Source organism: Roseovarius sp. CAU 1744, assembly GCF_039839345.1.
GTDB lineage: Bacteria > Pseudomonadota > Alphaproteobacteria > Rhodobacterales > Rhodobacteraceae > Roseovarius.
The window spans coordinates 726,652-742,638 of the sequence record NZ_JBDOQV010000001.1 but is presented as its reverse complement, the minus strand read 5'-3'; the positions used below and the strand labels follow the sequence as shown (position 1 = coordinate 742,638).

Annotated in this window: 7 protein-coding genes; 5 read left to right on the top strand and 2 right to left on the bottom strand. The window is 54.8% G+C overall.

Annotated elements, in window-relative coordinates; translation table 11 throughout:
• Nucleotides 1-86 precede the first annotated feature (86 nt).
• On the top strand, nt 87-2,810 hold the full coding sequence (locus tag AAFO92_RS03620) for a hypothetical protein (RefSeq protein ID WP_347533280.1): 2,724 nt from the start codon (nt 87-89) through the stop codon (nt 2,808-2,810).
• Nucleotides 2,811-3,060: 250 nt separating this feature from the next.
• Here AAFO92_RS03620 and AAFO92_RS03615 read toward each other — a convergent pair whose 3' ends face one another.
• Together AAFO92_RS03615 and AAFO92_RS03610 are read right to left on the bottom strand one after the other, a co-directional pair.
• On the bottom strand, nt 3,061-3,978 hold the full coding sequence (locus AAFO92_RS03615) for a nucleotidyl transferase AbiEii/AbiGii toxin family protein (RefSeq protein WP_347533279.1): 918 nt from the start codon (nt 3,976-3,978) through the stop codon (nt 3,061-3,063).
• Entirely contained in the window at nt 3,968-4,789 is an 822-nt protein-coding gene (locus AAFO92_RS03610; protein WP_347533278.1) for a type IV toxin-antitoxin system AbiEi family antitoxin domain-containing protein, read from the bottom strand. Before AAFO92_RS03610 ends, AAFO92_RS03615 begins: the two co-directional genes overlap by 11 nt.
• A 391-nt stretch (nt 4,790-5,180) precedes the next feature.
• Here AAFO92_RS03610 and AAFO92_RS03605 point away from each other — a divergent pair, with 391 nt between their 5' ends.
• Genes AAFO92_RS03605 through AAFO92_RS03590 form a run of 4 tightly spaced genes read left to right on the top strand, consistent with a single transcriptional unit; the run spans nt 5,181 to nt 15,924 of the window.
• The gene (locus tag AAFO92_RS03605) at nt 5,181-6,413 is read left to right on the top strand and encodes a Druantia anti-phage system protein DruA (protein WP_347533277.1); all 1,233 of its coding nucleotides are present in this window, start codon (nt 5,181-5,183) and stop codon (nt 6,411-6,413) included.
• A 6-nt stretch (nt 6,414-6,419) separates the two neighbouring features.
• Nucleotides 6,420-9,278 (top strand): hypothetical protein, encoded by a 2,859-nt coding sequence (locus AAFO92_RS03600; protein WP_347533276.1) that lies wholly within the window; start codon nt 6,420-6,422, stop codon nt 9,276-9,278.
• Nucleotides 9,275-10,372, top strand: a complete 1,098-nt coding sequence (locus AAFO92_RS03595; RefSeq protein ID WP_347533275.1) for a hypothetical protein — start codon at nt 9,275-9,277, stop codon at nt 10,370-10,372. The genes AAFO92_RS03600 and AAFO92_RS03595 overlap by 4 nt, the downstream gene beginning before the upstream one ends.
• Nucleotides 10,372-15,924: a DEAD/DEAH box helicase gene (locus AAFO92_RS03590; RefSeq protein ID WP_347533274.1), complete on the top strand. Its 5,553-nt coding sequence runs from the start codon at nt 10,372-10,374 to the stop codon at nt 15,922-15,924. The genes AAFO92_RS03595 and AAFO92_RS03590 overlap by 1 nt, the downstream gene beginning before the upstream one ends.
• Nucleotides 15,925-15,987: the final 63 nt, after the last annotated feature.

Here is a 15,987-nt window from a genome sequence, read left to right as displayed (position 1 = left end):
AGAAGTATTTCAAGTCTTTATAGCACGCAGGGACAATGCAAGGTTTAAGCCGAGCATCAGCAAACCATCGATAGGACGTACGTGACGTGCGCACCGAAAAGAAGCTGCTAATCAGCCAAGTGAAGATCATACGGCCATTTGAAGAGGCCGCCGTACCGACGAAAATCCGGTACTCGGGGAAGCAGTATTTTGTGGGCTATGACGCTGAGGCAGCCCGAGACGACTCCAGCGGTTCTTACGAGAATTTCAAAGTGTCACTTGGCCAGCTCACTCGCCAGCAGGCGCAAACTTCGCTTCAAAACGTCTCGAGCCGGCATAGGCGCTCCGTGGTGGGGATGACCAAGGACTTTCTCACCGGTGTACTCGAGAAAACAAGAAACGAAATTGAGGCAGGAGGTGATCAATTTCCAAAGAAGGTCTTGGTCGCCGAACCACTTTCCATTGAGGAAGAAGGAAAGGTTAGTGGCCAGTGGCTCTCGAACTATCGTACAAACATGCGCACTGCGCTTGATGGCTGGTTTGAAGACGTAGATTTTCTCCCCGAGCCTTTCGCCGTGTTCCAGTACTACCGTTACGGACTTCGCCACCCACTTCTCGCAGAGGGCCAAAAGCACGTCGCTCTTGTTCTGGACTTTGGCGGAGGCACACTCGATGTCTCGGTGATCGAGACAACTGCAGAAGGCGATATTAGTCACGGAGGGAAGAATTCACGGCCATTGTCGGCCAAATCGATTCCCGCTGCTGGCTTCTATATCAACCAAAGACTGGCGGAAGATGTCTTGTTTTCCGTATTGAGTTCGAAGGAAGCAAAGACATCGGCTAGGAAAATCATTGCAAAGGTAAACTCGTTTCAAGGTCTTGGAGACGAAGAAAAATCACTGCTAGGGGACAAAGAACTTATCTTCGTCGAAAATTTCGTAGACCTTCTTTCTCAGGTCGAGAAGGCGAAGATTCGAATTTGCAATTCGATATCTGATTGGAGCCTCGGCGCCAACTTGCACGGCGCTTTATCCCACTTGGTGCGCGTGGCCGAGAACCCGTTCGCTCGAGATAGTAGAATGATCGAAGTACCCCTAAGAGCCGAAAGGGTCCGTGAGGTCTTCGAGAACCGTGTCTGGAACGAGAAGCTAAGAGAAGCCATTCGTAGCGCTATAACTCGATCTCAGAAGGAATTGAATGGAAAGCCTATTTCCGTCGTATTGCTATCTGGTGGGTCGACAAATATCAGGTGGCTGAAGGGACTGATTGAGAGAGACCTTCGAATTCAGCTAAGAGATGCGGAGATTCTTGAAATTTCCGAAAACTACCAAGAGGTGGTCGCAAAGGGACTTGCTATAGAATGCGCTCGCCAATTCTACACTGAGGGCGACGGCGACTTTGGTGCGGTCACTTACAACCGACTTAATCTTGCTCTCCGTCCAGACAGAAAAGATATCGAATGGCGGAAATTCCGGCCACTGATCCAGTCTATGCCTGAATGCGAAGACGAGGGCACTTTGCTGCCATCTTCTACGTCTTTGCGAGCCTTCTTGGACAAGCCAATGAGATGGAAGGCAAGACTGTCCAGCGCTCCGCGAACTGAGCTTGAGTACCATTATCTCAAATCCTCGTTCGACCCAAATGACCTTAACAGCTTGCATAACATCGTCGACAATTCAGTAAGGACACCATCCGGCACGACTTTTGGCTCTTCGATTGAAGTCGAACTGACTGTACGGAACGATGGTACGGCTACCCCTGCCTTCATATATGGGAAAGGCAAACAGGAGACGCGCGTAGAAGGTCGTTCGTTCTTCTTAGACATGACATTTGCTGACAAAGAGGGCGCGCGCAGCGCTTACCTTGGTTTGGATTTCGGCACAGCTACATCGGCGCTATCAGTTGTCAGCCAAGATCAAATTACAGCTTATGTTCAGAGATCCCGCGACAAAACTTGGTTGGATCTCGGCGAACTGGTTCAAGAGTTGCCCTACCCGGTTGCACACCCTCTAGGAATGTACATCACCCAAACCGATCCCCTTCAGCTTGAGAAATACGGTCTGGCTACATTAGAGGCAGCACTGACCTTTATTGGTTATTGCTCTCTTTGCGATTTGATCAGCACTAATGAAGGTGTTGATTTTCATAGCTTCTTCGGTAACTTTCGCCGCTCCGCTGGTCCTCTAAAGCATCTTCTGGTGCAACTAGAAAAATTGGCCAACGCCAGCTCTGAAGTTTCAAAAGAGCTTCTGTCGATAGTTGAAGATGAGGTCTTTCCAACGATTGACAGTGCAGTAACAAATGCAGCCAAGACAAAGCACTTCAAGAGAGCTGACATTGACTATAACCACATACTCAGTGTGCTTGGGAACCACATTAAAAGAGCCATGAACGGACGAGTGGTTGGAGTATTCGAAGGAATAGAAAAGAAAGGTTTTGGAGGCGGATATAGCGGGATATTTCGTTGCATTGATGGCCCAAACTCACCATTTGTAAAACTATATCACTATGAAGGATCTACCGACTTTTCCTCGGCCGAGGTTTTTCTAGCCGATGTAAAAAGCGGCGTGGTGGTGCCTCTAGCACCATTCTACATTTGGGGCCTTGGAGCCCGGTTGGGCCATCGCAATGGTTACGACCTATATTTTGCAGACATCCTTGGGCCATCAGCCAGTCGCTACGTCTTTGCATCCACACAACTAGGTGACGAAATAGATCTTTCAGAGCATTCGGAACTAAATGACATTGAAAGCTATCTTGCTGAATTGTTTGAGAATAATGTGTCTCTAAGCAATCATTCCGGAATGACGTTTGTCCGCCGTGTAGCCTAGCCCAAACCCACGCCCAATTGCTCGGTGTGCATGCTGCATCGCAGGGTTATCGCGCGGCTGCATAGCGTGCAGGCGAACCATGTGCTGTCTTGGCGGATGATGGCGCATCAAGGCCAGGGGTCACATGCACCGCGTCAACAGGCCGGACAAATGACCGCAACCTGCATCGCGGCACGGCGATTGATGCTCATCGTCGTCATGATGCTGTTCGTGATCATCGTGGGGATGACCATGATGATCGGGACGATGGTCAGCGGAAAAGGGCTTCGAGGTCTTCGCCCTGTGCGGCATGCTTTTCCGGATTCTCCGCTTTGAGCTTGTTCAGGTTGATCAGCTTCCACCTAACGGCGGGAAGATCAGCGGCACGGGCGCGATCAATCACCCCGAAATCCGGTTCCCCATCATGCAGTGTCCGGAGAAAGATCTTCGTGTTGTCGTCAAAGCGCGCACGGATGTCTCCGACCAGCCGCGTGCGGGTTTCCAAGAGTTCCTCAAGCGTGACCCGTGCCTTTGTCATGCCCTCGAATTCTCGTGCGTAGGGCTGGTCTAGATCGATCAGGTTCGGGTTCAAAAGCTCATGCGCGGGGCGCGAAGAGCTTGCGACATATATCAGGAAGGTGCGGAAGAGATCGTCCGTCAGGCCTTCGTTTTCGTAGAGCAGTTTGACGTCATAGAGATCGCGCGGATGCTGCCGGTCGACAGCCGCGTGCACCTTGCCGCCGAACAAGTCTTCGAACGAGACAATTTGCATCTCCGCGTACCCGAATTCTTCTTCGACAGCGTCTGAAACCGAACGGGTTTCAGGGTCATGGACGACTCCGCGTGTGACCGGTGAGGTCTCGATCTTGATCTCGACGCCATCCAGCCGTGCCGCCAGTCGGGTGGCACCGCCACCACCACCTTTGATGCGTTGTGTCTTCGCGCCTCGAATTCCGCGCTCGATGGCGGCGGCGATACGGTCCATCGCTTCGTTGATCTCGGCGAGGCTTTCGTCACGGTCCTTGATCGGAAGATAGGTAAGATCGATATCGACCGAGAGGCGCGGCAAATCACGGTAGAAGAGGTTGATGGCCGTTCCGCCCTTGAGCGCAAATACTTTCTCCTCTGCGACATACGGGAGTATGCGCACGAGCAGGGCGACCTGTGCTTCGTAGGCTTCACGCGCCATCGCTGGTCTCCACCTTCACAAACTCTTCCGGCACCATGATGCGGTAGCGCGGATGGATTTTGCCGCCCTTGACCAAAGCGCGATCACCGCTCCCCAAGCTGAATTCTTGCGGGTCGAGGTGCTTGCGCCAGGGATGATCATGGCGGTCGGCAAAGACGAAGAACAGGCGCTTCACCTTTATCTTCTTGCAACTGTGGAGCAGTGCTGAGAGGACCTTCGGTCTGAGCGTCGTCAGGCTCTCGAACACCATGTCGAGATTGTGGAAGCTCTCGTGGTCGGGCAATTCGTCCATGACTTCCATCACAGCCCGTTCCGGCACTGACATCCGAAGTTTCCAGTCCCATGGCAGTGCGCCTTCGGCGTCGGCATCATCTTTCGTGAGGCCGAGTGACGGGTCGGAAAACAGCGCTGTGTTGTGTGTCTGCAGCCGCGCGTTCAGCGGTAGCTTCGAGAGCCAGTTCGGTACGTCGGCACCATAGACCCAGACCGGCGCGTTGCTGCCCAAGCGGAGATAGTGGTCGTAGCCTTGCTGGGCGAGCGCGGTCGTACCGCCGACATGGACGTCGTAGTGCATGAGGCGCTGCATCGAGAGGAGGCAGGTTTTCCAGTCAACCGTGCTTGTCGCTGAAGTGTTTGGCGCAGGGCGGCGGAAGACACCGCGATTGAGCCGCTCCAACCAGCCGCGTTGTACGTAGGCGTATGACGAGCGTCGGCCTATCCCGTGGCGCTCAAGCCATGGAGAGTCTATGAGGAAGCCTGCGGGTACAGCCTCAAGAAGGTTCTTTATTTTTTCGTGTTCTTGTCCACTCATAAGGGACATATTGCCATATTTTTAAAGAGAACGCCACTTGTTTCTGTGAAAGCATGTGGAGAGGTCCATCAAAAATGGACAAAATACATAATTCTCAAAGAGGATGGGTGTTATGAGCTCCGAAGCTCACCAGCAAAGCAGGGCGGGGCTGCGTGCCCAGCCTCGTCCTCGCCGCCGCCACCCCCGCTCGGGGTGAGGGGTGACGGACGGCTCCGGCGAAGCAGGGCAAAGAATAATCGTAAACTGTACAGCAACTTACTGTATTCATGAGAAAAATCTTTCATTCAATCCAGTGATGTGGCACTACTTGAAGCGTTCGAATAAGAAGAACCGGGACGCAGGCGTCACTATTGTCCGCAAGTGCGCGAAACCCGGAGGGAGCAGTTCAAAAGTGAAAGAGAAAGAAATTTCAGTAATCAGCATTTCATCACGCGAAGCGGTGCTCAAACGCAAACTACGTCGACACTTGCGCAGCATCGGTTTTTCTAAGTCGAGAAACGGCGAACTCAAGATTGAGGGCGAAGGAAAAGAAATTGTGCGTGCGCTTCATCGCGTTCAGCGCGAGGATCGCATCAAGGACAACAAGGATTTTTTGGCGACAAGAGCGCCCAGACTGCTTCACCACTTCGCAAACGGCGACGATATCGAGCCATCGAAGATTTCTCCAGTCATCGAACGTATCTCGTCAGGTACACAGCATGGCGACCTTTTCCGGTTTGCCTCCCTAACGTGGTCCGTCCCCGTGTCGAACGGCTTTGGAAGGCGACTGCGGTATCTTGTATGGGACGAGAACAACGGGAAGCTGATGGGCTTGATCGCAATAGGTGATCCCGTCTTCAATCTCGCCGTACGCGACCGTTTGATTGGTTGGACGTCAAAGGATCGCAGCGCGCGTCTCGTCAACATCATGGACGCCTATGTGCTCGGTGCCATACCTCCATACAATCAATTGCTCGGCGGTAAACTGGTCGCGTGTCTCCTGCGAAGCCGTGAACTATATGACGATTTCGCATCTGCGTATGGCGATACGACCGGCATCATATCTGGAAAAGGTAAGAAAGCACGTCTGCTGGCAGTCACGACATCATCCTCAATGGGGCGCTCATCAGTTTACAACCGCCTGAAACTGGACGGTGTCCAATATATGGAACCGATTGGCTTCACTGGAGGGTGGGGGCATTTTCACATCCCGGACCGTCTCTTTGTTGAATTGAGAGATTACCTAAGAGACATAGATCACAGCTATGCTGACCAGCACCGGTTTGGCCAAGGCCCGAATTGGCGTCTGCGGACAACTAGAGCAGCTCTTGCCGCACTGGGATTCAAAGAAGATATGCTTCGGCACGGTATTAAGCGCGAAGTTTTCATCAGTCGACTTGCGGCAAATGCAGACTCGATCCTGAAGTCCGGAAAAGGAAAACCTCAAATCGAATCCCTTTTGTCGACCAAAGAGATCGCAGGTCTTGCGACCGAACGATGGATGCAGCCGCGTGCAGAAAGGCGACCTGACTATCGCGACTGGACCGTTGAAGACTTGATAGGGCTTTTCGGAAGCCAAAGCCGCCAGATGCAATCCCGCCTTGCGCAGCAAGGTTCGCACGAGAATTCCTCCGCGGCGATGTGATCTGATATGAGCGTTCCTCTTGATACATGGCAGGAACGAATGGAGGTCCATTTTGCGGACCTAAAGGCGCGTCGTGATCGGTCCGGACTTCCGATCTTCGCAATGGAACATGGTCTCGCGGAAGAGAGCGTCGAAGAGATCGCGGCCCAGTTGCGTCAGCGTCTAATACGTGGAGAAAGGCTCGAGACGCATTGGCTACTTTGGACAATCTACGCCGCAGAACGGGGCTATACGTATGAAGGCGGAGAATACTGGCAATCCTTTGAGGAATCGACGCCAGGTTGGGATTCCCGTGATCGCTACAGAATCTCCAAATGGTTTCGCAAGTTCCAGGAGTCGTACAATGGCGTTGTGCCGTCCGGACCTTGGGCGGGGCACTTCAGCATCATTGCGTGGCCAATAACACATGCCGTTCTGCCGCGCTTTCTCCAATGGCAGTTTGCTCGCACACTCTATGATTTGCGCTACCGGCTGGCACGACTGGACGACGTAGACCCCGCCACAATCGGCCGCCTTATCGCGTCCAATGCCTATTATGCCTCAACACGGTTGGAGCAATTCCTCCAACAGGAAGAACTGGTCGGTCGCCTCGTCCTTGCGCTTCTGCATCAAGATCAGATTGAAGGCGAAGAACCCCTTCTCCCTGCAACGCTAGACCGCATCGTCAGCGACCTGGAACAGGTTCGTGACGCAAGAGCTTGGATCAAAGAGGCCAGCCGTGTCGTCTCGGACCGCTTTAAAGGCCTCGGCCGCGATACGGGCTCTGGGCAGCCCGCTGCGGCACGTGGAACTAAGGGTCTTTCCTCATTTGAAGGGCGTCCCGATATTCGCCCCGATCTGCGGCTACATTATAAGGGCGAAGGAAACTGGGATATTCAGGTCGATATTCCAAGTTTCAAGGATGTCGGGGCGCTCAACCCGGAGGTGCGCCAGTTTCTCAAACAGACGCGTTGCGCCGTTAACGGGAGCACAGGGAAGAAGCCGCCTGCATGGCTTCTTTCCGGTCGTCGCCAGGCCGTTCTTCGCAACTGGCCTGACCCGGATCAGCCGATGGTCGCCTTCGAGGCTAAGAACGGCACTGTCGATCATCTTCTAAGCAGCGAATGCCGTATGAGCCCGGGACCGGTCTGGCTCTTTCGGATTGGCAAAGATGGCCTAGCCCGGGAGATCGCCGGTCGCACCGTGCGGCCCGGCCAGACTTACGTTATCGTTTCCAAAGAGCCACTCAACGATCCGATCAATCTTCATCAGCCTTGCACGGTCAACTGCGCCGACATCCATGCCATTCACTTGAACATTCCGGAGGCGATTCCGGAGTTGCTGGCTCAGCAACTCAAGGCATGGAAACTTGAGATTGCGCGAACCATACGCGTTTGGCCTGCTGGCCTTCCCGGTCGAAGCTGGGATGGAGAAGGTCGTGGTGAGTGGCTAACGACGGAGAGGCCGTGTCTCGGTATCTCTCCTGATCATAAAGTCAAAGCGTTCCAGGTCAGCATCGACGGAAGTGAGGCGCAAGCAGTGCCTGCCGGAGAGCCAGGTGAGCCGACATTCATTCAACTTCCGGAACTGACCGCTGGCAGACACCTGCTAAGGATAAGCGCCAAGACTCAGAATAAGGAGGGAGCAGGTCTCGCTTCACACGAGGGGTATCTCGAACTTCGAGTCCGTGAACCTGAGCCCTGGATTTCCGGCACCTCTCTTCACGCTGGCCTGATCGTTACGCGCAACCCACACGACGCAACGCTGGACACGTTTTGGCAGAACGAATTTGATCTCTCGGTTGCCGGTCCGGACGGCCGTCAAGTGACGCCTTCTGTAGCACTCCACAACGCTGCTGAAGACGAGATATTCACGCGAAAGGTGTGCAGCTCTCTAAATTTGCCCGTTTCGCCGGAAGTCTGGAAGAAACGCTTCAATGACTTCCTCCAGCGCGAAAAATGTGAATGGCGCTATTTGGAAGCGGCATCCGGGCTTCTCACGCTCGATGGCGGTGAGCTTGGCCGCTACGAGCTACGTTTTGAACATGAGGTAAAGCCCGTTCGTTGGGTTCTACGTCATCAGAGCGACGGGATCTACATCCGGCTCGTTGATGAAACGAGTCAGGAAGGGACGGGGCCTGTTTGCCGGTTCTATGGCATGGAGCGTCCGCGGGATATGCAGTCAATCGATCCCGAAAAAGTACTACAAGGCTATAGAATCGAGCCGCCCGGCGGGTTGTTCACAGCGAAGATCGGAAGATCACGCGATTATATTGCCGTCAGTACCGGCTTATCGGATTCACACTTGGCGGGCCTCGGCGTCCGCCCCAACCATGGGTATATCTCGGGCGATCCGAAGGCCATCATCAACTTGTTACTAATCCTAAGATACTGGAACAGCGCTCGTGTTGCAGGCGATCTCGGGAGCTTTCACCGGTGGCAAGTGATCAATACATTGATGCACGGGATCGTCGGAATAATGGCTGGTTGGGATTGGGCGCGCGCCGAGTCCCAGTACATCGGGGCCGGCGATCCTGGCAATGCACTTTCGCGACTTCAATCTCTGGTCAATCACAAGAGCGGCTTTGCTAGCGTCATCGTGCGCGACGCCGGCACCATTGCGGGCGGGCGGAAACAACTGATCGCTTGGTTTAGCGATCTCGCAAAGCGCTATCGCATCGCGTCCGATGATGACCTCTGTCAGTTCGTGCTGGAGTTAGCTAGTCGGCCTTATGCACTGCCAACACTTTATCTGGAGGGGCTTGAAAACCGCATCCGGCGTGCCAAGGCTAGCCAAACTCTCGTTCGGGCGGCTAGGCTCGCGATCCTTTGCACGCTCGGTGCGAGTGGAAAAGCGGCGAGACTTCTTCCGGAGGCGGATTCATGATCTCAGTCCTCGCCCCCGAAGATGTTGTGCAATACTGCCGATCGATCCTGAACTTGCAGGGAGAGGGTCATGGTATCGACGATACTTTCCTGTCTTCCATGCTCAGGCGAACTGCCGGGGCGCTTTGCCCGTGTTCGCGCGCCGTTTTACGCGCAGCACTTGTTGAGAGCTTGAGCCATTTGGATCAAGAGCCAGCCTCCTTGCCTGCACGCCTTGAAAGCCTGATGGATGATCTGCTCGTCGTGGGCGACCTGCTGGAACTGTCCGACGTGACGACCGGAGATACAGAAGCGAAGGGAACTTGGGTCTTTGCGGCGCCACCTTCGTTTGTGGTGCGCAAAAGCGGCAGCATTTTCTTGACCGGGATCGTTCCCGACCAAGATGGTTGGCTGCCTGAAAATATCCGCAGCCGTATCGTCTCCTCCAATAGCACGCGATCCATCAAACCGCATGACGGAGAAGACCTAGCTGCACAGCTTGTTGGCGAAGGTCTCAGCAAATTACCCGAAACAACGTGGCTCAAGGCGCCCAAGACTGTCGCGCCAAGTGAAGCCCTTTCCAAAGCGGCTCAGTTTCTCGCCGATGAACAGCCGTGCGCACCAGTGCAAGGACTTGAGATCATCGATCCTGACACCAAGCCGACCTACTACAAAGGGCGCTGGACTTCTCCGAAGGATCACTCCGGACTTTTCATCGCACGGCGTCCGCAGGAATTTGGGGCAGCTTTGTGGTGTTTGGCAGAAATTCATTCTGGGTCGATCAAGCGTATTATTGACCTGCCATTCCGGGGTTATCGCTGGCGAGGGTGCGATGCGGCATGGCACCTGCAAATGGCAATGGACCATGAGCGCAAAGCACCGCAACGATACAGCCTCGATACCGCCGAAGATGGCATGTGCCGATTAAGTTTCTATTCTCCGATTCCGTTGTGGGCGGAACGCCGGCTCATGATTCTTGGCAGAAAGCGTCAAGGAATGAAGAGTCTTTTTACTTATGAAATTCCGAGCGATGAGGTCGCACAAGAAGAGGACTTCTTGCAGGAGAACCTCTGGCTTTCGCCTATTGAAATCAAATCTGAGACGAGGAGTGCGTAATGCAAACAATAAAACAGACCATCGAGAACCTGCACGCCTCGCTCAAGGATTACATCGAGGCAACGTATCATATCAGCGCGCCCTCGCTTATCGCGCAGCGGCAGACTCTTCTCGACAAGGACGGCGTAATCCACCGCGACCCGTTTCTTGAGTCGACCCCTAAATATCAATCGGGAGAAACCTTCGGCTCGATGTCGGGCCTGCCAAGTGCTGCACTGGAAGTGCTTAGCCGTATGAGCACGCGGGAGGGAGACCTACCGCGGCTTGTTTATGACCCGCCTTACATGCACCAGGGCGAGTCCCTAAGAAACTGCCTGATCGACGGCAAGAACCTCGTCATCATGACTGGAACGGGTTCCGGTAAGACGGAGTCATTTCTTCTGCCAATCCTCGGCAAGTTTGCAAAAGAAGCCCAAGCGCACCCTCAGGCATTCGCGGAGCAGCCGGCTATGCGAGCCCTAATAATGTATCCAATGAACGCTCTCGTGAACGACCAACTCGGTCGCTTGCGGGCGATGCTGAGCGATCCCAGGCTAGCTCAAAATTTCAAGGAATGGTGCGGCAGACCGCCACGCTTTGCGCGGTATACAAGTCGGACGCCTTATGCAGGTGTTCGTACGGCGAAAAAGGATGGTCAAAGGCTCAAGTCGTTCGGCGACTTCTATGTCGATGTACTGCAAAACGCTGCCAGTTCTGACCCCGAGAAGAGCAAAGAGGCGGGCGCACTTCTCTCAGCCCTCAGAGAAAGAGGAAAATGGCCTGCAAAGCCCGACCTTGAGACTTGGTTTGGCCCAAAGGGTAGCAGATGGGAAAGCAAGGGTGAGTTTGTCAGGGCCGTCACACTGCCGGACGACTCCGAACTTCTGACGCGTCACGAAGTGCAGGCCGCCCCGCCTGACTTGCTGGTCACAAACTACTCGATGCTGGAATATATGCTGATGCGGCCGATAGAGCGGCCGATCTTCGATAAGACAAGGGAGTGGCTACATAGCAACCCCGAGGAGACGTTCCTCGTTGTGCTCGATGAAGCGCACCTTTATCGCGGCGCCGCGGGCGCAGAAGTAGGACTCTTGCTGCGAAGGTTGCGAGACCGGCTCGGAATATCAGAGGACCGGCTCCAGGTTATTTGCGCGACAGCAAGCTTTGACGACCCGACCTACGCCCTCGACTTTGGTGCTCAACTCTCTGGCGTTCCCGCAAGCACCTTTGTCGCTGTTAAAGGCGCGCTCGATCTAAAGTCGGTTCAGAACGCCGGAACATCCGCCGATGCCGCAGTTCTATCGGCCATAGACCTCAGGGCTTTTTACGAAGCCGAGAGTGATAAGGCGCGCCTCAAAACAGTTGCACCGTTTCTGACCTATCGCGAGACCGAAGCTAGCGGACCGACAGAAGTGGCCCTCTACCAAGCTCTTCATGACTTCGGTCCAATGGGACGACTCATCAATGCAACCATGAAAGAGGCCATACCGATCGCCGAACTCGGCGCGCTAGTCTTTCCAGAAGGCGTTTCAGCAGACGTGGCCGATCAGGCCGTCACCGCACTCATGGCGCTTGGCAGTGTCGCAAGGCCGTCGCCAGGTCTTCCTGGGCTATTGCCATGCAGGGTTCATAATTTCTTCCGTGGACTGCCGGGTCTCTGGGTCTGCATGGACCCTGAATGCAGCGAACTGGCAGAGGAAGAGCGCGGGGGAATATGCGGGAAGATGTACTCGCAGCCCATGGATGCGTGCGGCTGTGGAGCGCGCGTACTCGAACTATTCACATGCCGGAATTGTGGTACAGCCTACGGGCGGGCCTACACCGACGATATCGACGAGCCACACGATCTCTGGGCAGAGCCGGGCGAGCAACTTCGCATGGCAAGCGGAGAAAGCGCGCCACTTGAGCCCATCGACCTACTTCTTGAGGAGCCCGCCCACGACGACGTCGCGGAGCCAACTGACTACGATCTTGAGACAGGACAGCTTAACCCGAACACGGTAGGGCCGCGCACTAGAACAGTCTATATTCGGCAGGCGCGGCTAGCCGACACAACCGATGATGATGACGAAGGTGGAAGCACCCCGGAAGCACGGGGAAAGTTTGTACCGTGCGCCGTGTGTGGGAAGACGGCCCGCTTCGGGCGCAGCTACGTTCAGGATCACCAGACTAAGGGCGATCAGCCATTTCAGGCGCTACTTACGCGTCAAATTCAGATTCAGCCGCCCGGTCCGCAAGAGCCAACCCGTTTCGCGCCGTTGCGAGGACGCAAGGTGCTCGCATTTAGCGACTCCCGACAAGTTGCGGCCCGACTAGCGCCAAACATTCAAATGTACTCAGAGCGGGACTCGCTCAGGCCATTGATCATCAGCGGGTTCAAATGGCTTCAGGAACAGGACGCATTGCGACCGCACCTTGGTCTTGACGACCTGTATCTCGGAGTGTTGCTCGCGTCGCAAAGGCTCAATGTTCGCCTTCGTCCAGAGTTGCACGCCCATGAAAGCTTTGAGGCCGAAGACATCATCGAGACGGCGCTGAAGGATGGTGACCTTGATGATCCGACAGCGCTTTTAGCGCTTCTTCTAGACTTGCGGGCCCATCGTCCACCCGAAGCGCTGCTCGGCAGTATGCTAACAACGCTTTCAGATCGTTTCTATGGGATGGAAGCACTCGCGCTAGCGACGCTTTGCGAGAAGGATCGCCATCGCAAGAAAGTCATTGGTCTGCCGGCTATTCCCGGACTCACGGAAACGGACGAGGCTAAGCTTGCTCTGGCGCGGTTTTGGCTTCGTAGCTGGAACGGTTTCTGGCTCGCACAAATGCCGGGAATCTGGGTCGACCGGCCTGCATCAGACGGCTATCGCGTCAGATCGCGTAAGGCACAGACTAAAATTGACGCTATCAATGCCGTGATCACCGACAAGGCCGCACGGAAGCTGTTCTGGGATGAATGGCATCCCATACTGGTTTCAACCTTCACGAAATCCAAGGAAGGCGGGAACAGGTATCTCAACGGAAGCGAGCTATCGCTGCAGTTTGAGGGCAACTGGGTACATTGCACAAGTTGCAAGTCAGTCCATAGACCAATTCCCGGACATGATCGCTGCCTTGACTGTGGCAGTCTTTCCGTCAGCGCGCTCGACCCAGATAGCGATCCCGTTTTCCTCGCCCGGAAAGGGTTTTACCGCAAACCCGTCACTGATGTTCTGCAACATCCAGACGACCCGGAACGACGCCCTATGGCCCTAATTGCGGCGGAGCATACAGCGCAACTTAATGCTCCGCAAAACGAGGATGTTTTCTCCAAAGCCGAGGAGCATGAACTGCTGTTCCAAGATATCGCCCTTGTCGGCAGCAACCTCAGGTCTCGCGCTACAGCGATCGACATCCTTTCCAGTACCACGACTATGGAGGTCGGCATCGACCTTGGTGCTCTGACAGGTGTCGCGCTAAGGAATATGCCCCCCGGTCGCGCAAATTATCAGCAGCGCGCAGGTCGGGCCGGTCGTCGCGGCAACGCTGTTGCCACTGTCTTGGCTTTCGGAAGCGCGGACAGTCATGACGAGCACTATTTCTCACGGCCGGATGAAATGATCCGCGGCAAGGTCATCGACCCGAAGCTCACGCTGGATAACCCTGAGATCGCACGGCGGCATATCCGCGCCTATCTGCTTCAAGGCTATCATCAGGACCGGCTGCCTACGATTGATGCTAGTCAGCCGCACGACCTTTTCTCGGTTCTCGGTAGCGTCTCAGCTTTCCGCAAGCCGGAGTCTGTACTGAACCGGGATGATTTCGCTTCGTGGCTCAATGAGAAGGAAGAGGCGCTCCGTATGCGGATTGCCTCCTGGCTCCCGATTGAACTCACGGATGCGGACCGTAGCGAACTTCTCGGAGGCTTCGTGATGGACTGCCTCAAAGCCGTTGATGATGCAATATCCTCGGATGCCACTAGTGATGACCAGGAAGAAGGCGAGGATGATAGCGGGGATGAGGAAGCACCGGAGGAGGGAGAGGAACGTCCGCAGCAGGCTTCTCAGCCCAATAAGCTCCTCGACCGCCTGCTTTATTGCGGGAAACTGCCCCGATATGCGTTCCCAACGGACGTAGCGACCTTCCATGTTTTTGACCGTGACCGGTCCACACCGTTCCGACACATCATGAAGTTTGCTCCTTCGCAGGGTCTGCCGATTGCGCTTTCGCAGTACGCGCCAGGAAAGCAGGTTTGGATTGCGGGGAAGTGCTACACCTCTGGCGCAATTTACTCGGTAATGAGGGATGATCTCTTTGAGGCCTGGCAAGCACGCAAACTGTACATGCAATGCACTGAATGCGGGTACGCCAAGACATACGAGCAGGGAGAAGTAGTTCGCAGTGATACGACAGACTGCGAAGCCTGCGGTGAGCCCGGCAGCTTTGGACCAGCACGGTATTGGCTTCGCCCACCCGGTTTCGCACATCCCGTCTTTGAGGAGGAGGTCACGTCTCCGGACGAGATACCGGAAACAAGCTACGCTACGCGCGCCAAACTCACTATGGGTACACCAGGCGACACTGCCGGTTGGGTTCATGCCAATGACCGCGTCCGCGGCCTTAGTACGCGAGAACACTTGTTGGTATCGAATACCGGCCCGCAAGATGAAGGCTACACTTACTGCGTCAAGTGCGGGCGGATCGAAGCAAGCTCGACACCGCACCCGAGCCTTGCCGGCCCGCACCGCAAACCCTTCCCGGAGAAAGACGACAATCTCATGTGCGACGGGATCGGTCCGACGCGACACTTGGTTCTGGGCACAGATTTCATCACCGACATCGGCCTTTTCTCCATGCGTGTGGAGAAACCCATTAAACTCCGGCCTGCCCATTACTCCACACTCGTCGCACTCAGGACAGTCAGTGAGGCTTTAGCCAAGGCCGCCTGTCAATTGCTTGAAGTCGAGTCGGGCGAGTTGATGGCAGAGTTTCGTCCTGCCCTGACGCCGGGCGGGAAGTCGGGAAAAGAAGTTGAGATTTTCCTATACGACACGTTGCCAGGGGGCGCAGGTTTTGCCAGCCAGATTGCTGTTCGTGGCCTCGAACTTTTCCAGCGGGCGCTTTCCACTCTCAAGAACTGTCCTGAAGACTGCGACGGCTCTTGCTACCGTTGCCTCAGGAGTTTCAAGAACAAGCTCGAACATAGACTTCTCGACCGTCATGTCGGGGTCGAGCTTCTTGAATATCTACTGTCCGGCCAGCACTCAGGGTTTAACGAACAGCGTTTGAAAGATTCCACTGCGCTCTTGTTGAACGACCTAAAGAGGCGCTGCGATGACAGTATATCTTTTGAGGCGGATGCCAGCATCACTTATGGCGCAGCAATGACCATAAAGGTTCCGATCCTTGCACAATTCGGCGGAAAGACATTCGTCATAGCTTTGTCAGGACCATTGACCAGCGGCCACCCGGCAGACCCTAGAGTCGCAGACCTTCGCGAAAACAGTACCAGTCACCGTGTTATCGTCGAAAACGAGCTAGAAGTGCGTGGAAATCTTCCTTCGGTAAGCCGCAAAGTTCTTCAACAGATTAGAGCGTGAGGGTGAAGTGATCGCAATTTCGTCCTCGTTCGTCCTTTCTATGGGATGCTTGTCAAAGCATCG

Coding starts and splice junctions, on each gene's coding strand:
- AAFO92_RS03615 (WP_347533279.1), bottom strand. CDS start 3,978: ATGGCGCGTGAAGCCTACGAAGCACAGGTCGCCCTGCTCGTGCGCATA.
- AAFO92_RS03610 (WP_347533278.1), bottom strand. CDS start 4,789: ATGAGTGGACAAGAACACGAAAAAATAAAGAACCTTCTTGAGGCTGTA.
- AAFO92_RS03600 (WP_347533276.1), top strand. CDS start 6,420: ATGAGCGTTCCTCTTGATACATGGCAGGAACGAATGGAGGTCCATTTT.
- AAFO92_RS03595 (WP_347533275.1), top strand. CDS start 9,275: ATGATCTCAGTCCTCGCCCCCGAAGATGTTGTGCAATACTGCCGATCG.
- AAFO92_RS03590 (WP_347533274.1), top strand. CDS start 10,372: ATGCAAACAATAAAACAGACCATCGAGAACCTGCACGCCTCGCTCAAG.